16 protein-coding genes are annotated in these 15,824 nt (G+C 72.2%); 8 read left to right on the top strand and 8 right to left on the bottom strand.

Annotated features, from left to right (window positions below):
• Positions 1 to 119 precede the first annotated feature (119 nt).
• Both ACFV9W_RS04145 and ACFV9W_RS04150 read right to left on the bottom strand, forming a co-directional pair.
• Complete coding sequence (locus tag ACFV9W_RS04145; protein WP_385755386.1) at positions 120 to 995, bottom strand: universal stress protein; 876 nt, start codon at positions 993 to 995, stop codon at positions 120 to 122.
• A gap of 143 nt (positions 996 to 1,138) precedes the next feature.
• On the bottom strand, positions 1,139 to 2,104 hold the full coding sequence (locus tag ACFV9W_RS04150; RefSeq protein ID WP_385755388.1) for an aldo/keto reductase: 966 nt from the start codon (positions 2,102 to 2,104) through the stop codon (positions 1,139 to 1,141).
• An 83-nt stretch (positions 2,105 to 2,187) separates the two neighbouring features.
• Between ACFV9W_RS04150 and ACFV9W_RS04155 the strand changes: the two genes are divergently transcribed.
• Positions 2,188 to 2,805, top strand: coding sequence for a TetR/AcrR family transcriptional regulator (locus tag ACFV9W_RS04155; protein WP_385755390.1), 618 nt, complete (start codon positions 2,188 to 2,190; stop codon positions 2,803 to 2,805).
• A 114-nt stretch (positions 2,806 to 2,919) separates the two neighbouring features.
• Positions 2,920 to 3,942 carry a hypothetical protein gene (locus ACFV9W_RS04160; protein WP_385755392.1) on the top strand — a complete coding sequence of 341 codons (1,023 nt, stop codon included), beginning with the start codon at positions 2,920 to 2,922 and terminating at the stop codon, positions 3,940 to 3,942.
• Positions 3,943 to 4,044: 102 nt separating this feature from the next.
• Here ACFV9W_RS04160 and ACFV9W_RS04165 read toward each other — a convergent pair whose 3' ends face one another.
• Positions 4,045 to 5,031, bottom strand: a complete 987-nt coding sequence (locus tag ACFV9W_RS04165; protein WP_385755394.1) for an Acg family FMN-binding oxidoreductase — start codon at positions 5,029 to 5,031, stop codon at positions 4,045 to 4,047.
• 186 nt (positions 5,032 to 5,217) lie between these two features.
• On the opposite strand from ACFV9W_RS04165, the gene ACFV9W_RS04170 reads away from it, so the two are divergent.
• Together ACFV9W_RS04170 and ACFV9W_RS04175 are read left to right on the top strand one after the other, a co-directional pair.
• Entirely contained in the window at positions 5,218 to 6,423 is a 1,206-nt protein-coding gene (locus ACFV9W_RS04170; protein WP_385755396.1) for a pyridoxal phosphate-dependent aminotransferase, read from the top strand.
• 62 nt (positions 6,424 to 6,485) lie between these two features.
• Complete coding sequence (locus ACFV9W_RS04175; RefSeq protein ID WP_385755398.1) at positions 6,486 to 7,007, top strand: hypothetical protein; 522 nt, start codon at positions 6,486 to 6,488, stop codon at positions 7,005 to 7,007.
• A gap of 12 nt (positions 7,008 to 7,019) precedes the next feature.
• Here the strand turns inward: ACFV9W_RS04175 and ACFV9W_RS04180 are convergent, their stop codons facing one another.
• Both ACFV9W_RS04180 and ACFV9W_RS04185 read right to left on the bottom strand, forming a co-directional pair.
• A complete protein-coding gene (locus ACFV9W_RS04180) occupies positions 7,020 to 7,334 on the bottom strand; it encodes an EthD family reductase (RefSeq protein ID WP_385755400.1) in 315 nt (104 codons plus the stop codon).
• Between the two features lie 109 nt (positions 7,335 to 7,443).
• A complete protein-coding gene (locus ACFV9W_RS04185) occupies positions 7,444 to 7,641 on the bottom strand; it encodes an antitoxin (protein ID WP_385755402.1) in 198 nt (65 codons plus the stop codon).
• Positions 7,642 to 7,784: 143 nt separating this feature from the next.
• Between ACFV9W_RS04185 and ACFV9W_RS04190 the strand changes: the two genes are divergently transcribed.
• Positions 7,785 to 8,489, top strand: coding sequence for a nucleotidyltransferase domain-containing protein (locus ACFV9W_RS04190; RefSeq protein WP_385755404.1), 705 nt, complete (start codon positions 7,785 to 7,787; stop codon positions 8,487 to 8,489).
• Positions 8,490 to 8,495: 6 nt separating this feature from the next.
• Here the strand turns inward: ACFV9W_RS04190 and ACFV9W_RS04195 are convergent, their stop codons facing one another.
• A complete protein-coding gene (locus ACFV9W_RS04195; protein ID WP_385755406.1) occupies positions 8,496 to 9,122 on the bottom strand; it encodes a TetR/AcrR family transcriptional regulator in 627 nt (208 codons plus the stop codon).
• 122 nt (positions 9,123 to 9,244) lie between these two features.
• On the opposite strand from ACFV9W_RS04195, the gene ACFV9W_RS04200 reads away from it, so the two are divergent.
• The 3 genes from ACFV9W_RS04200 (at position 9,245) to ACFV9W_RS04210 (ending at position 11,004) form a co-directional block, all read left to right on the top strand.
• Positions 9,245 to 9,655, top strand: coding sequence for a nuclear transport factor 2 family protein (locus ACFV9W_RS04200; RefSeq protein ID WP_385755407.1), 411 nt, complete (start codon positions 9,245 to 9,247; stop codon positions 9,653 to 9,655).
• Positions 9,652 to 10,194 carry an anthrone oxygenase family protein gene (locus tag ACFV9W_RS04205; RefSeq protein ID WP_385755409.1) on the top strand — a complete coding sequence of 181 codons (543 nt, stop codon included), beginning with the start codon at positions 9,652 to 9,654 and terminating at the stop codon, positions 10,192 to 10,194. Before ACFV9W_RS04200 ends, ACFV9W_RS04205 begins: the two co-directional genes overlap by 4 nt.
• Positions 10,195 to 10,356: 162 nt before the next feature.
• The gene (locus ACFV9W_RS04210; RefSeq protein ID WP_385755411.1) at positions 10,357 to 11,004 is read left to right on the top strand and encodes a Pr6Pr family membrane protein; all 648 of its coding nucleotides are present in this window, start codon (positions 10,357 to 10,359) and stop codon (positions 11,002 to 11,004) included.
• On the opposite strand, the gene ACFV9W_RS04215 is transcribed toward ACFV9W_RS04210, so the two are convergent.
• Positions 10,970 to 12,118, bottom strand: coding sequence for a hypothetical protein (locus tag ACFV9W_RS04215; protein WP_385755413.1), 1,149 nt, complete (start codon positions 12,116 to 12,118; stop codon positions 10,970 to 10,972). The two genes, ACFV9W_RS04210 and ACFV9W_RS04215, sit on opposite strands and share 35 nt — an antisense overlap.
• A 31-nt stretch (positions 12,119 to 12,149) precedes the next feature.
• The gene (locus ACFV9W_RS04220; RefSeq protein WP_385755415.1) at positions 12,150 to 15,770 is read right to left on the bottom strand and encodes a CDP-glycerol glycerophosphotransferase family protein; all 3,621 of its coding nucleotides are present in this window, start codon (positions 15,768 to 15,770) and stop codon (positions 12,150 to 12,152) included.
• Positions 15,771 to 15,824: the final 54 nt, after the last annotated feature.

A 15,824-nucleotide genomic window follows, 5' to 3' on the forward strand; every position in this document is an offset into this window, starting at 1 on the left:
CCCGCATTGAACAATCGTTAAGCTACGAGGGTGGGTGCCGGGCTGTCCAGACCCGTGATCAATTCCGGGGGACGGCAAGGGTGTTCATGGTGGGGGCCACCGCCGGCCCCGATGGCGCGTCAGCGGCGTGTGACGAGGACCGGGCAGTCCGCGTGGTGCAGCAGCGCCTGGCTGACCGAGCCGAGCAGCAGCCCCTGGAAGCCGCCCCGGCCGCGCGCGCCGACCACGAGGAGGCTCGCCTCCTGCGAGGTCTCGATCAGGCTCGGGCGCACCCGGCCGTGCACCGAGCGCGCCTCGACCTCGACGTCGGGGTGGCGGCTCCGGCCGGCGGCCAGCGCCCCGGACAGGGCCGCCTCGCTGTCCTCGCGCAGCTTGTCGGTGTCGAACCAGAGCGGGGCCGGCCCGCCGGGGCCTGCGGGCCCCGTGCCGCTCCAGGTGTTCCACACGTGCACGGCCAGCAGTCCGCTCCCGCGGCGCGCGGCGTCGTCGAAGGCCTCCTCGACCGCCGTCTTCGCGGCGTCCGAGCCGTCGACGGCGACCGCCACGGGACCCTCCGGCCGCGCCCGGCCGCGTACGACGAGGACGGGGCAGTCCGCGTGCGCGGCGAGGTGCACGGCGACGGAGCCGATCAGCAGGCCGGAGAAGGCGCCCAGGCCGCGGCTGCCGACGACGACCAGGGCGGCGTCCCGGGAACGGTTGGCCAGGACGGTGAGCGCCTCGCCCGTGACGACCTCGCCCTCGACGGGGGCGAGGCCCGGCTCCTCGGCCCTGACCCGCTCGACCGCCTCGGCCACGATCTCCTCCGCCCGGCGGCGCAGGGCCGGCTCGGCGGTGTCCGCGGACCCCGAACCGTGCCGGACCTTCATCATCGGCCAGGTGAACGCGTTCAGGATGCGCACGCCGAGCCCGCGCCGCCGCGCCTCGTGCGCGGCGACCGCGACCGCCTCCAGGCTCGACTCCGACCCGTCGGCCCCGACCAGCACGTGGCCCGCCATGTGTGCGCTCCTTCGTCGGTACTGCCGTCCAGACTGCGTGTCCCCACTGTCCAGACTGACCCGACGGGCGCCCCTTCGCACGGCGGGACGTCAGCAGGCATCCCGTCCATGCGGCGGCGATCAGGGACGCCGCACCGCCTCCTTCACTCGTGCCCCTCGATCCGGATGTCACCCGCCCGCGTCGGCACGGCGTCCAGCTTTGCCAGGGTCGCCGCGTCGAGGGCGAGCGCACCCGCCGCGACGTTCGCCGCGAGGTGGTCGGCGTCGGCGGTGCCCGGGATCAGGAGGACGTTCGGGGCATGGTGCAGCAGCCAGGCGAGTCCGACCTGGGCCGGTGTCGCGCCGAGCGCCTCGGCGGCCGTGGTGACGGCGGGCTCGTCGGTGACCTTGGGCATGCCGGGGAAGGCGCTGCCCAGCGGGAAGTAGGGCACCCAGGCGATGCCCTGGGCGAGGCAGATGTCCAGCATCTCCTCGTCGTCGCGGGCCACAAGGCTGTACGCGTTCTGCACGCAGGCGATCCCGGCGGGCAGGCCGCGGCGCAATTCGTCGAGGCCGACGTTGCTGAGCCCGATGGCGCCGATCTTGCCCTCGTCGCGCAGGGCGGTCATGACGGCGAGCTGGTCGTCGATGTCGACCACCTGGTCGCCCTCGGCCCGCAGCCCGGGGCCGGTCTCGGCGCGGCGCAGATTGACCAGCGGGACCTGGTCGACACCGAGGCTCTTGAGGTTGTCCTCGACGCCGGCCCGCAGTTCCTCGGGGCGCTGGGCGAGGCGCAGCGGCAGCGGGCCGCCCGAGTCGGGGGTGGCGCCGACCTTGCTGACGACGAGGACCTCGTCCTCGGGGCGCAGCGCCTCACGGATGATCGCGTTGGAGAAGCCGTCGCCGTAGAACTGGGCGGTGTCGATGTGGTCGACGCCCAGCTCGACGGCGCGGCGCAGCAGCGCGACGGCCGCGGCGCGGTCCGGGGCCAGTCGCTCCAGCTGCATCGCGCCGAATCCGACGCGCGAGACGTCCCGGCCGAGGAGCCGTCCTGCGCCGCCGGGGCGCGGGGTGCCGTTCGCGGTGACGGTGGAGGAGGAAGAAGCAGAAGAAGACGCGGAAGAGGTCATGGGAATCCCGCCTCGTGCGAAGATAGAGGAAACGGAGGAACCTCCGTTACGCCGAAGGTAGCACAACCGGAGGAGCCTCCGCTTTGTCTGCGTCCACATCCGACCAGCATCCGAACCCCGGCGCGGGCAAGGCCGACCGCCCCGCCCGCGCGGACGCGCGCCGCAACCGGGAGCGGCTCCTCACCGCCGCCCGCACCGCCTTCACCCGGGACGACACGACGGTGGCCCTGGAGGCGGTCGCCCGCGAGGCGGGGGTCGGCATCGGCACCCTGTACCGGCACTTCCCCACCCGCGAGGCCCTCGTCGAGGCCGTCTACTCCGCCGAGCTGGACGCCGTGACCGCCGCCGTCGAGCCGCTGCTCGGCGAGCTGCCGCCGCACGAGGCGCTGCGGGCCTGGATGGACCGGTACGCGGACCTCGTCACGGCCAAGCGCGCGATGGCCGGCAGCCTCACCCTCGCTCCGGCCTCCGGACGCGGCGTCACCGCGAACACCCGGGAGCGTCTGACCGCCTCGGTCGCCGCCTTCCTCGACGCCGGGGCGCGCACGGGAACACTGCGCGGCGACGTGCCCGCCGACGACGTGATCACCATGCTGCTCGGCGTGTTCCTGTCGACGACGGCGGGCGACCGCGGGGACCGGGTCCGCCCGCTGCTCGACCTCGTGGTGGACGCGCTGCGCCCGCGCGAGGCGTCGGCGTAACCACGCCCGGAACCCGGTGGCTGATCAGCACCCCACTCCTCCCCCGCGCACGTTTCACCCCGCACACGTCGGCAAGGCACCCCACGGACGATGATCACTTCGTGGGGAGGCCAGATGCGGACAGTCGGTCACAGCGCCGGCCGCGACGACAACACGGACCCCGGAGCGGGCGGTTCGCGGCGACGGGCACTCATCGCCGCGGGAGTCGCGTCCGCCGCCGCGCTCATCGGCGGCTGCGGCACATCCGGGGCCGACGACCGGCCCTCCCGTACCGAGAAGGCCGCGCGCGGCCGAGCGAAGTCCTCCCGCTCACCCTCGCCCCGCCCCACCCGCAAGCGCCCCGAACTGCCGCGCGGCGGGCGCCGGTTGTTCCCCGAGCACCGGCTCGTCGGCTACTGCGGGCTGCCGGGCGCGACGGCGCTCGGCCGGCTCGGCACGGGTGACCTCGACGACCGCGTCACGGAGCTCGAACGGCGCGGGCGCGCGTACGCCGAAGGACGTCGCGTGCTGCCCGTCCTGGAGCTGCTCGCCACCGTCGCCAACCCCGGCCCGGGCCCCGACGGCACGTACCGCACCCGCACACCCGACGCGACGATCCGCACCTTCCACGAGGCCGCGCGCCGCCACAAGGCGCTGCTGCTCCTCAACATCCAGCCCGGCCGCGCGGACGCCCTCGACGAGGTGAAGGCACTCGACAAGTGGCTCGTCCGGCCGGACGTGGGCATCGCTCTCGACCCCGAGTGGGAGATGAGTCCCGGCCAGATCCCCGGCGACACCTACGGACACACCAGCGGCCCCGAACTCACCCGCATCGCCGACCACCTCGCCTCGCTCGTGAAGGACCACGACCTCCCGGAGAAGCCGTTCGTCTACCACCAGGTCGCCGAGTCGGTCGTCCACGACGAAGGGGCGCTCGACGTCCCGGAGGGCGTCGCCGTCATCAAAAGCGCCGACGGCATAGGCAGCCCTCAGCTCAAACGGCATACCTGGGAACGCCTGGTCGACCGGATGCCCGACCGGCTGCACACCGGATTCAAGCTGTTCCTCGACGAGGACACCGAGGGCGGCACCCGCGTGATGACCCCCGACCAAGTACTCGGCCTGCGCCCGCGGCCGTCGTACGTGATGTACGAGTGAGGCGGTCGCGGCGCGGGCCGAACGGGGACCTGTCCAGGTCGCGGCAGACCTGCCGTCCGGGCGTGCCGGGGCCAGGACCGCTCCGGCCCCGGAGTCGCACGCCTACACGATGCTGAGGATGTCCCCCAGCGGACGACGCGGTGTCACGGGCCCCATCGGGCCGTACCCGAGCCGGAGCACCATCTGGACCTGTCCGAGGTCGGACAGCGGATCGCGGGCGAGATCCCGCAGATCCGGCCACTCCAGGGCGTGCGAGGTGACCGAGGCCGCCAGGCCGTGCACCGTCGCGACCAGGAGGACCCGTTCCATGGCCTGTCCCGCGCGCAGCCACTCCGCCGGCCCGTCGCCGGCCGTGCCGAGCAGGGCCAGGTTCGGCTCGTCCTCGAAGGCGGCCGTCCCGGGGCCGCGGACGGGGTGCCGACCGGCGAAGTCCCTCATGGGCGCGCCGCCGGACCGTGCGCGCGGGCCGAAGGCGTACTCGGGAACGCCGTCGTGGCTCACGTCCGCCTCGTCCCCGCGCCGGGTCCAGCGCTCCACGTCGCCCTGGCGCTCCGGGTCGGAGCCGTCGCGGCCCTCGGCGTCGCGGACGAGGTCCCGCAGCAGGTTCGCGTGCCATTGACCGGCGAACCGCAGGCGGGCGCCCTCCCGGTCGGCGGCGTCGCCGACCGCGCTGCGGGCCGATCCGGGGATGTCCTTGGCCGCGAAGGGCCAACGGCTCGTGTGCCGTCGACGGATCGCGGGACTCAGCTCCTCCAGGCCCTTGTCCACCGGCCCGGTCTCGGCGAAGTCGACGGTCGCGAGCAGCGTCGGCTCGGCGGGATCGGGCACCAGGCGGACCCGTGGGAACCAGCCCGCGTGGGCGGCCGCCACGCGCAGATTGAACAGTGCGGCGCCGCACCCCAGGTGGACGGCCCGCAGGTCGGGGTCGGCCGCCGGCATGACGCGGTCCGTGTCGACGGTGAGCCGCAGCGTCCCGGTGGCGGTGTCGTACCGGAACCGCCACGGCTGGGCGTTGTGCATGGAGGGAGCGGCGGCCGCGTCTTCGACGAGTGCGGAGACGGTGGCGCGATTCGGCGGGGGCTTCGGCATGGTTCCTCCTCGGCGCTCACCACCATTTTCCGCGGGACGCCAGACCTCGCACAGGAGCCCATGGTCCCTTGCGGCCCGGGCCGAAAGGCCCTCTCCCGGCCGGTGTCCGCCGCCTCCCGATTCGCGGCCGCGCGGCTGCTGGAGGCACCTGGACCGGCCACCGACCCGCTGAAATAGGATCGCGCCATGCCCGACACGACCGAGTCCACGCCCGCCGTCAAGATCTCGCAACGGGCGCGGAACGTCGCCCCGTTCTACGCCATGGAGTTCGGCAAGCAGGCCGCGGCGCTGGAGGCCGAGGGCCACCACGTCGTGAAGCTCAACCTCGGCGAGCCGGACTCCGGGGCGCCGCCCGCGGTCCGGGAGGCGATGCGCGAGGCCATGGACGGCCGGCCGCTGGCCTACACGGCGGCCCTGGGGCTGCCCGCGCTCAGGGAAGCCATCGCCCGCTTCTACAAGGAGCGGCACGACGTCGACGTCGACCCGGCCCGCGTCGTCGTGACCGCCGGCGCCTCCGCCGCGCTGGTGCTGGCCACCGCAGCCCTCGTCGACCAGGGCGACGAGGTGCTCATCGCGAACCCCTCGTACCCGTGCAACCGGCAGATCGTCGAGAGCTTCGGCGCCGATGTCGCCCTCGTCCCCACGGACGCGGCCACCCGCTTCCAGCTGGATGCGGCATCGGTGCGCGGGCACTGGACGGACCGGACGTCGGGCGTCATGGTCGCCACGCCCTCGAACCCGACCGGGACCTCCGTGCCGCTCGACGAACTCGACGCGATCTGCCAGTTCGCGCGCGAGCGCGGCGCCTGGCGGCTCGTCGACGAGATCTACCTCGACCTCGGCGACCACGACGAGCAGGGCAGGCCGCCGCGCAGCGCGCTGTCGGTCGACCCCGACGCCGTCGTCATCAACAGCTTCTCGAAGTACTTCGGCATGACCGGGTGGCGGCTCGGCTGGTGCATCGCGCCGGAGCCGCTCGTCGCCGCGATGGAGCGGCTCGCCCAGAACTACTTCCTGTGCGCCTCGGCGCCCGCCCAGCTGGCCGCGCTGGAGTGCTTCACCCCGGCGTCCCTGGCGGTCTGCGAGGAGCGCCGTACCGAGTTCACGGAGCGGCGCGCGCTCGTCCTCGCCGGGCTGCGCCGGATCGGGCTGCCGGTCCCGGTCCCGCCCGATGGCGCCTTCTACGTCTACTTCGACGTCGCCGGCACGGGCCTGACCTCGTGGGAGTTCTGCGAGCGGGCCCTGCGGGACGCCCACGTGGCGCTCACCCCGGGCCGCGACTTCGGCACGCACACGGCGGACACCCACGTACGCCTGTCGTACGCGGCGTCGTCCGACGAACTCCGTGAGGGAATGGAGCGGCTGGGCAAGTTCGTGGCGACGCTGCGCTGAACCGGCCGTTCACCAGGGCGCATCGGCAGGGCCCGTCCGCCCTGCCGCTATAGGGTTCGATCATGAGCGAAAGCACCCCGCCGGAGGCCGCCCCGTACGACCGTGCCGCGGTGCTCGGCGAGCGCCTGAAGGAGCGCATCTACGCCTCCCTCACCCTGCTCGCCGTCCTGGTGGGCCTGGCGCAGGGCGGGCACAGCAGCCACAAGGGGGCGACGGTGGCGGTGGCGGCCACCGCGCTCGGCCTGTGGCTGGCGACCCTGGTGGCGGACATGCAGGCCCACCCCGTCGTGCACGGCAGCCGGCCCACCCTGCACGAGATCAAGCACGAGCTGTTCACCAGCAGCCCCCTGCTGACCAGCGCCATCGGGCCGCTGCTGCTGATCGGTGTGTCAGCGCTCGGGGCCGTGGACCTCACCACGGCGCTGTGGATCGCCGCGGGCAGCGAAGTCCTCACGCTCGCGCTGTGGGGATTCGTCGGCGGCCGCCGGGCCGGTGCCGGGGCCCTGCACGCCGTGGTGACATCGGCGCTGAACGCCGCGATCGGCCTGGGCGTGGTCTCCGTGAAGCTGCTCGCCGGGCACTGACCCGGCGGCGCGTCAGAGCGGGAAGGTGACGACCTCCGAGAAGCTCATGCTGACCCCGCCCGGCGCGACGAAGTTGGAGATGTCCTCGGCGCCCGCCCGGCCGGCCGGTGTGCCGAGGGCGGCGAGCGCGTCCTCCTTGGAGTCCCAGTCGAGCGCCGCCACCAGGAAGTGCGGCGGCGTCGAGCCGTCGGGCATCTCGGACACGCTCCACTGGAAGGACCGCAGGCCCGGCATCTCCGACGCCAGCGGCGCGTGCACCTCGCGGTAGTGGGCCAGGAACTTCGCGGGGTCGGCGGGGTGGTCGTAGATGACGGTCATCCGGTACATCGGTGGGCCTCCTCGTGGCACGGTCCGCTTGAGGCAGGGGCGGTGTCGAGCCGCCCCTCCCGCACCACTGGCCTTCCCCGGCCGTGCCGGGACAGTCCCCGGCCGTCTGTTACTTCTGCGACTCGTCCTGCCCCTTGCCCTGGTCCATGCCGAGGTGCTTCCTGGCCTGCTCCTGGGCGGAGTCGACCTTGGAGCTGTACTTGCCGCCGGTCTTCTTGTCCACGGCGTCACCCGCCATGTCGATGCCCTTGCCGGCCTGGGACTCGTGCCCCTTGATCATCTGCTTGAGCTTGTCGAACGCGGACATTGCTACCTCCTCGTAGGCCTCTCCTACCCACCAGGATCACGCCTGTGGACACGGCTCGCATTCGGGCGCACCGGCACGGCGGACGCGGGGAGGGCCGGGAAAAGCGCATGCCCCGCACCCACCGGCGACGGCACACTGCCCCCATGGATCATGTGAGCGCCGCCGAGCGACTGGTACGCGACCGGTTCCCGGACGCCCGCGCCGCGTTCCTCGCGGGCAGCGTCCTGACGGAACGCCGCACGCCGCGCTCCGACCTCGACATCGTGGTCCTGCTGTCCGGCCCGCCGGCGCCCTACCGCGAGAGCCTCCACCACGAGGGCTGGCCGGTGGAACTGTTCGTACAGACCGAGGCCGACTGGCACCGCTTCGTCGAACGGGAGACCGCGGTCCGGCGCTCCCCGCTCCTGGCCATGTGCGCGGAGGGGCTGCTGCTGTCCGACGCGGACGGGATCGGCGCGGCGCTGCGGGCGGAGGCCCGGCGGCGGTGGGCGGCCGGCCCGCCACCGCCCTCGGAGAACGAACTGGAGGACAGGCGCTACGCCCTGACCGACACCCTCGACGACCTCGAAGGCTGCACCGACCCCCTGGAACGCACCTACCTGGTCGCGCACCTGCTGGGCCGCGCCTCGGAACTCGCGCTGCTCGCGGGCGGCCACTGGCTCGGCAACGGCAAGTGGCTCTCGCGGCGACTGGCGGACGCGGACCCGGTCCTGCACGAGCGGCTGACGGCCGGCGCGGCGGCGTCCATGTCCGGCACGGACGACGCCGCGGACCGCTTCGGCGCCGTGGTGGGCGAGATCCTGGAGGCGGCCGGCGGCCGGCGCTGGGCCGGGTACCGCCGCGGCTGATCCCGCCTACGCCTCGCGCTGGGCGCCGAAGAGGCGCAGGACGCTCAGGCGGAGGGCGGCCTCGGCGTCGGCGTGTGTCATGCGGCCGGAGGTCGCCTCGTCGCCCGCGGCGTGACCGAGGGCGACCATCGAGGAGACTAGCCAGTGCGGCGGGAGGTCCGAGGCGAACTCGCCCGTGTTCTGGCCGCGTTCGACGAGCCGGGCAAGGCGTTCGGTGACGGGTTCGTGGAGTTCGCGGTCACGGTCCTGCGCACCGTCCCGCCCGATCCCTCCGCCGGACTCCGGCGACGGGGTGGCGGCCTGGAGAAGCGGGGCGTTGTCCTCGAAGGACCGCCACGCCGTGTCGAGGAATCTCAGCAGCGCGGCCGTGGCCGTCCCCTCGTCGAGCATCGCCGCTTCGAGCGCGGTGACGGACTGTGCCGTCATCCGGTCGATCGCGGCCCTGACCAGACCCTCGCGAGAGGAGAAGTGCGCGTAGACCGTCTGCCGTGTGACCCCGGCGGCCTGCGCCACGGCGGCCATCCCCGCGTCGGGTTGCTGCCGGAGCAGCCGTGCGGCCGCGTCGAGGACCTGGGTCCTGCTGCGCTCGGCGTCGGCCCGGCGGCGCGGACGACGTTCCTCGGAGGCAACCATCTTTTACACCCTTGTCAGATTTAACGGCTCAGGGATATCTTACAGACGTGTAAGAGATCGTAGCCAACCGAGGCTCGCCGACTCAATGTGCCGGCGACCGGACCGACAATCCGCGGAGAGCCATGCCGCCACTCACCGAGACCGATCCCGCCACCTTCATCGCCGCCTTCTTCGACTCCCTCACCTCCTCCACCGTCCGGGGCGACGCGCCGGACGAGGTGATGGATCGCCACTTCACGCCGGACATCGTGCAGTTCAGCGACGGAATCCGGCTGGATCACCAGCGCCTGCGCGATCACTTGCGGCCGGTCGCGAAGAACGTGACGGACTGGCGCTTCGAGGTCCACGAGGCATTCGCCGACGGCCGACACCTGGCCGCGCGCCTCACCATCCACTCCTCCACCCGCAAGGGCGGGCCGTCCACCACCGACGTCCACCTGTTCGCGGACTTCACGGAGGACGGACGCATGCACCGTGCACACCAACTCACGCGCCGCGTCCCCGCACCGGAGACCAAGGCAGAGTCCCCATGAGCACATCGCGCTCGACGCGCATCCGGCTCGTCCACGGCATGGCGCTGCTCGCCACGGGACTGCTGGCCGGCGCCTTCGGGTACGGCGCCGCGAACCTCGTGCCCACCTTCGACGCCGTGCCTCAGCAGATGCGGTTCGACTTCCACACCGAGCTGATGAAGGTCAACGGGATCACGGTGCAGGGCGCGATGACCGTGTCTGCTCTGAGTTCGCTCGCCCTCGCCGCCCTCCTGCGCGGCCGCCACAGAGCCGTGGCCGCGACGGCGTTCGCCCTCACCCTCGCATCCTTCCTTGTCACCCGCTTCGGGAACGTCCCGATCAACGGCAGGATCAAACAGTGGGCGGCTCACGGCCCTTCGCCGGACGCGGTGGAACTTCTGCAGCGCTGGGAGCTGTTCAACATCGTCCGGACGCTCACCGCCGTTGTCGCGTTCTCCCTCCTCATAGGTCTCGCGCTGCGCTCACGCGGACCCGAATCGGGTGGCGCGCACTCCACAGAGGCTCGGGCGAGTCCTGGAGCTGCGTCTGGAGCCCGGTGAGGCGGCCCCACCCTCACCTTCACCACTATCCCCATATCGGCCATACTCGACGAAATACGCACACCACCGCACGTCGAGGAGTCCGTCATCACCATCACAGGACCCGCACCCAGCTCAGCCGTTGACCAAAGCTCCGGCCTCTCCCGGCCGTGGCACGGTGTGTTGGCCGTCGTCGTCGCGGCGGCGCTCGTCGCTCAGCTCGTGCTCGTGTTCAGCGGTGGGTCCGCCGCCGGGGCCGGGGACACGACGGGGGACGACGCCGGCGTGCTGACCCGGCTGGTGCGCATGCTCAGTTACTTCACGATCCAGAGCAACATCCTCGTCCTGGTCTGCTCCCTGTCGCTGGTGCTGCGTCCCGGCCGGGACGGCCCCGTGTGGCGGGTGCTGCGGCTCGACACGCTGCTCGGCATCACGATCACCGGCCTGGTGTTCGCGATCGTCCTCGCGCCGCAGATCCACCTCGAGGGCGTCTCGTTGTGGATCACCGTGGGGCTGCACTACGTCGCGCCGCCGATGACGCTCGTCGGCTGGCTGCTGTTCGGGCCGCGCGGGCGGATCGACGGCGTGAGCGTGGGCTGGGCGTTCGTGTGGCCCGCGCTGTGGATCGCGTACACGCTCGTGCACGGCGCGGTCACGGACTGGTATCCGTATCCGTTCCTCGACGTGCACGCGCGCGGGTACGGGCTCGCGCTGCGGAACATCGCCGGGGTGCTCGTGGTCGCGGGCGTGCTGGCCTGGCTGTTCGCGTGGATCGACCGGCGGCTCGGGCGCCGGCTCAAGCGGCCGCTGCCACTTCCCGGCCGCTTCTGACGCGGCAGCGCACCACGGTGCGCTCCGAGTCGACGCCGTGCGCGTTCAGGGCCAGGACCTTGACGGCGTGTTCGCCGCGGCTCAAGGGCGTACGAGGTGTCCACGCCCACGTCCCGTCCTCCGCGACGGGCGCCCTGCCCAGGAAGCGGGCGTTCTCCCAGAGCTGGACCTGCGCCGCGCCTGATGCCACGCCCTCGAAGCGCGCCGGTTCGTCGCCCGCCATCGGCGCCGTGACCCGCGGGGCATCGACCCAGGTGCCGGGTGCGGCGGTGGACCTCAGGAGGGCGTCCATGGCGGGACGGGCCGTCTCGGGGTCCTCGTAACCGTTGCGGACGAAGCCGATGCGCGGCGCGATGCCGTCGATCAGCAGGTTGACCAGGGCCATGACGACGGGGACGTTACGGCGTGCCACGCGGTCGTGGGCGGGGGCGTGCGGGGAGTCGGTCAGGATGAAGTTGACGTTGTCGTAGTCCGCGAACAGGGTCAGGTGCGGCTCGATCTCCGTCTTGTACTGGGGATCGCCGAGCGCGGAGATCAGGTAGATGTTGGCGTCGCGGTGGGCGCTGTCGCGGACCAGGGCGGGCAGCGCCTCGTCGAGCGCGCGCACGTCGGTGTCCGTGGCGTCCCGGCCCAGCATGTGGGCGGCGGTGCGCGGGTGGAGTTTCTCGACGTACGAGCCGATCCTGAACTGCGGGACGACCGACACGATGTTGCGGTAGCCGTACTTCAGGCCGAAGTACAGCGCCGCGCTGCCGCCCTTGGAGGTGCCCAGCAGGACGCAGTCCTCGCGGGTGAGGTCGAGGGCGGTGGCGAAGCGGTCGATGAGCGCGGCGACGGAGTGCTCGATGCCGAAGTCGCCGTCCTGGCACAGGTAGTAGCTGTTGTGGCCGTCGAATCTGTCGCGGATCCACAGGACGTTGGCGCGCAGGGTGTCCAGGACGCCGGTGGACCAGCCGTACTCGTCGGGGGCCTGGAAGTTGGCGAAGACGACGACCAAGCGCCGGTTGCCACCCCGGGCGTGGAAGAAGCGATAGTCGACGGGGACGGCGCCGGTGGTGTCGGTGCCGGTGCCGGTGAACATGCGGCGGCCGTGGGCCGTGGAGGTGCGGGACATGCGGAAGTCGTTCCTCTGCTGGGTGTGGGGGTCAGGCCGCGCGGCGGAAGCGCGTACGGGAGGGCAGGGCCGGGACGCCGAGCATCCGGTCGACGACGCGGGCCGAGGCCGCGCCGTCCTCCAGATCGCAGTAGCGCTGTGTGAAGTGGCGGTACTTGAGGGCGTACGTGCCGCTCAGCGTGTCGATGTCCCGGACGGCGTCGACGAGTTGCCGCGAGGTGTGAAGAAGCGGGCCGGGAGCGGAGCGCTCGAAGTCGAAGTAGAAGCCGCGCAGGGTGTCGCGGTAGTGATCCAGGTCGTACGTGAAGAAGAGCATCGGCCTGCCGGTGTTGGCGAAGTCGAACATCAGGGACGAGTAGTCGGTCACCAGGATGTCCGTGACGAGCATCAGGTCGGCCATGTCGTTGTACGTGGAGACGTCGAAGACGAACCCGTCCCCCGCGCCGGGCACCGGGTCCACGACGTTGGGGTGGCGGCGCACCAGCAGGACGTGGTCCTCGCCGAGCCGGGCCCGCGCGTCGTCGAGGTCGATGCGGAAGTCGAGCGTGTACTGGCCCGCAGCGTGGTACTGGTCGTCGCGCCAGGTCGGCGCGTACAGGACTACCTTCTTGCCCTCGGGCAGGCCGATCCGCTCCCGGACCACCGCGGCACGCTTCTCCTGATACGCCGGCGGACGGTGGTGCACGTCGTTGCGGGGATAACCGGTCTCCAGCATCTCGCCCTCGAAGCCGAAGGCGCGGCGCAGGATCGGGGTGCTGAAGGAGTTCGGCGAGATCAGCATGGACCACTGGCCGACCTCGGTGGCCAGGCGGTCCAGATAGCCCTGGTCGGAGAAGTGCACCGACTCGATGTCGTGGCCGATCTTCTTCAGCGGGGTGCCGTGCCAGGTCTGGACGACGGTCTGGCCTTCGCGGCGCCGGAACCAGGCGGGGAAGTGGTTGTTGTAGACCAGGTACTGGGAGCGGGCCAGCGCCTCGTACCACTCGGGCGACCACATGCGCACGGCGCGGGCCCCGGTCGGGACCTCGACCTGGTCGTCGCGGACGACCCACAGGAGGTCCAGGTCGGTGCCGCGGCGCACCAGTTCGTCGAAGACGGCGCGCGGGCTGTCGGCGATCTGCGTGCCGCGGAAGCTGTCGAAGAGCACCGCGGGGCGCACCGGGCGCTTGCGGCACTGCGGGTAGTGGCGGGTACGCAATTGGCGCTGTGCGTACGGGCCGCGCGCGGCGGCCGGGATGCCGGAGTGGGAGCGCAGGGTGAACCGGTCGTGCTGCTGCGACTGCACCTCGAAGCGGCGCCCGACGAGGGTGCGTTCGCTGGGCAGGGTGGCGATCAGTTCGCGGTGCGCCTTCAGGGCGAGGTCGCGGCTGCGACCGGGCACCCGGAACGCGAAGTCCCAGCGGCCCGCCGCGAGTGGCACCGCGCCGTTCATCCCCTCGATGCGCGAGGGGGCGAGCGTGAATCGGAAGCGTCCGGCCACACACTCCACCGGGAAGCCCCACTCCTCTCCCTTGGCGCGGGAGCGCACGACGAGGCGCAGATCCCCGAGCTCCTCGGCCGACAGGTGCTCCTGGCCGGGGAAGGAACCCTCCACGGTGAGGCCGCCGCCGTCGGTCCAGGTGCAGCGGTCGGCGACCGGCAGTTCGTCGCGGACGAAGAGCACCAGGTAGCCGGAGGCGTTGCGCAGGACGACGACCTCGCGGTCCGCGGCGATCCGCTCGGGCAGCGGGTGGGCACCGTCGGCCGTATCGGGGGCGACGACCGGGTACAGCGGCCGCTTCCGGCCCGGTATGTGCAGCGAGGTCTTCCAGCCGTTGCTTCCCATGGCCCACGCGGTGGGGGTCTCGACAGCTGCCTTGGGCGCCAGCGCGCGCAGCGGAATCCGTGTGCGGAACGTGCACCAGCCCTCGCCGCCGTCCGTGAAGTCGACCGGCGCGTCGTGCTCGGCGGCCCCGGCCAGCGCGCGCACCCGCAGCGTGGCGGTCTGCGGTGTCTCGGGCGCGAGGAGCACGCCCCGCAGCTCCACGTGCTCGCCCGTGACGCGGTGTCCGGTGATGCGGGCGCGGACGATCTCCACGCGGAGCTTGAGCGCGCCGTTCACGAAGAGCGGGACGACGCGGACGTTCTTGTCGACGTAGAAGTCCCGCGGGTGGGAGGCGCTGCCTGCGTCACCGGCGATGATCGACTTGTACCGGAACAGGCCCCTGCTCAGTGCGCCGACCGCGACGTCCCACGTGCCCTCGACCCACTGGCCCTTGTGCTTGAGTCGCTCGGGATCGATGGTCGCCTCGAACCCGGACCAGTCGTAGGAGTAGCGCTGCTGGCCGGAGTGCTCAGTGGCCTCCGGCGCGTAGGTGGTCCGCGCGGGCAGCGCGAGGAACCGGCCCTGCTTCTTCTGCCGCAGCGCGACGGCCTTGAGCGAGTGGCGGCGCTTGCCGGCGTCGAGATTTCGGATGTAGGCGCGCCCGGAGAGCCTCAACTTGCCGTCCCGCCACTCCGCTTCGGCCAAGGAGCCGCGCAGGGTGAACTCGCGGCCCATGCGGTAGGCACTCTTGGGCACTCCGGTGCCGCGGTCGTCCAGGTGCGGATAGGCGAGGTGGCGGCGGAGCCGGCGGCGGACGGGCAGCGAGCCGCGGTTGCCGCGCTCGAACTCCAGGACGCCGAGCAGCTCGTCCAGCCTGCCCGCGCGCACCAGGCCCCACTTCACGCGGTCGACGGCGCCGAGCTCCTCGACGATGCCGTCGTCCACGGAGGCGAGGAACCCGGCCGCGTGGCGCATGAAGTAGGCACGGGCCTCGTCGTCGGCGTCGCGCAGCGCGTTGAGGTGGATCATGAGGTCGGACTCGAGGCAGGAGCGGTCGTAGTGCCGCTTCTCCTCGACGTACGCCGCGGACTCCCGCGCCCGCTCGGCCAGGTATCGGCTCAGGTCTCCGACGGCGGTGATGCGGTCGCGGATGTTGTCGAGGGCGTGGTTGGTCTGCGTGATCGAGGGGGCGGCGCCGCGGTCCCGGCGGCGCCAGTAGTAGACGGGCGTACCGACGACGTCGACGCGCTCCGCGCTGTAGTGGGCGACGAGGTTGACCCACACGTCCTCGTAGAGCACCCCCTCGGGGTACGTGATGGCGGTGCGGTCCCAGAAGGAGCGGCGGAACACCTTGTTCCACACCGTGCGGTCGAAGACCAGGTCACGGTGGCGGGTGATGTGGGTGCGGCGCCGGTCCCTGGACAGGTGCTTGTGGTGCAGGGTGGAGGGCCAGGACGTGCGGGAGTTCATCATGCGCACGTTGCCGGAGACGAAGTCGGAGCCGCTCTGGGCGAGGGTCCCGATCAGCAGCTCGTACGCGTAGTCGGGGATGACGTCGTCGCCGTCCACGAAGGCGAGGAATTCTGCGTCCGGGTGAATGGCCCTGAGACCCGTGTTGCGGGCGTGGCCGGGGCCGTGCGCGTCCTGCCGGATCAGGCGGAAGCGGGGGTCGGCGGCGCAGTGCCGGGCGGCGAGCTCGGCGGAGCCGTCGGTGGACCCGTCGTCGACGAGGACGACCTCGAAGTCCGTGAAGGTCTGGAGCGAGATCGACCGCAGACACTCCTCGAGATAGGTGTCCACGTTCTGGAACGGTACGACGACGCTGAGTCGCGGGGCGGCCTCGGGCATGGTCCCTCCGGGTTCGACGGGTGCCGGTCGCGGACAGGAGCGGAGCTTGAGCCG

Source organism: Streptomyces sp. NPDC059897, from assembly GCF_042730865.1.
Lineage (GTDB): Bacteria > Actinomycetota > Actinomycetes > Streptomycetales > Streptomycetaceae > Streptomyces.

What these genes read in the sequence shown, in the direction of transcription:
- ACFV9W_RS04150 (WP_385755388.1), bottom strand. Translation starts at nt 2,104, where the DNA reads ATGACCTCTTCCGCGTCTTCTTCTGCTTCTTCCTCCTCCACCGTCACC.
- ACFV9W_RS04175 (WP_385755398.1), top strand. Translation starts at nt 6,486, where the DNA reads ATGAGCGAAAGCACCCCGCCGGAGGCCGCCCCGTACGACCGTGCCGCG.
- ACFV9W_RS04215 (WP_385755413.1), bottom strand. Translation starts at nt 12,118, where the DNA reads ATGTCCCGCACCTCCACGGCCCACGGCCGCCGCATGTTCACCGGCACC.
- ACFV9W_RS04170 (WP_385755396.1), top strand. Translation starts at nt 5,218, where the DNA reads ATGCCCGACACGACCGAGTCCACGCCCGCCGTCAAGATCTCGCAACGG.
- ACFV9W_RS04220 (WP_385755415.1), bottom strand. Translation starts at nt 15,770, where the DNA reads ATGCCCGAGGCCGCCCCGCGACTCAGCGTCGTCGTACCGTTCCAGAAC.
- ACFV9W_RS04190 (WP_385755404.1), top strand. Translation starts at nt 7,785, where the DNA reads ATGGATCATGTGAGCGCCGCCGAGCGACTGGTACGCGACCGGTTCCCG.
- ACFV9W_RS04195 (WP_385755406.1), bottom strand. Translation starts at nt 9,122, where the DNA reads ATGGTTGCCTCCGAGGAACGTCGTCCGCGCCGCCGGGCCGACGCCGAG.
- ACFV9W_RS04180 (WP_385755400.1), bottom strand. Translation starts at nt 7,334, where the DNA reads ATGTACCGGATGACCGTCATCTACGACCACCCCGCCGACCCCGCGAAG.
- ACFV9W_RS04185 (WP_385755402.1), bottom strand. Translation starts at nt 7,641, where the DNA reads ATGTCCGCGTTCGACAAGCTCAAGCAGATGATCAAGGGGCACGAGTCC.
- ACFV9W_RS04145 (WP_385755386.1), bottom strand. Translation starts at nt 995, where the DNA reads ATGGCGGGCCACGTGCTGGTCGGGGCCGACGGGTCGGAGTCGAGCCTG.
- ACFV9W_RS04200 (WP_385755407.1), top strand. Translation starts at nt 9,245, where the DNA reads ATGCCGCCACTCACCGAGACCGATCCCGCCACCTTCATCGCCGCCTTC.
- ACFV9W_RS04205 (WP_385755409.1), top strand. Translation starts at nt 9,652, where the DNA reads ATGAGCACATCGCGCTCGACGCGCATCCGGCTCGTCCACGGCATGGCG.
- ACFV9W_RS04160 (WP_385755392.1), top strand. Translation starts at nt 2,920, where the DNA reads ATGCGGACAGTCGGTCACAGCGCCGGCCGCGACGACAACACGGACCCC.
- ACFV9W_RS04165 (WP_385755394.1), bottom strand. Translation starts at nt 5,031, where the DNA reads ATGCCGAAGCCCCCGCCGAATCGCGCCACCGTCTCCGCACTCGTCGAA.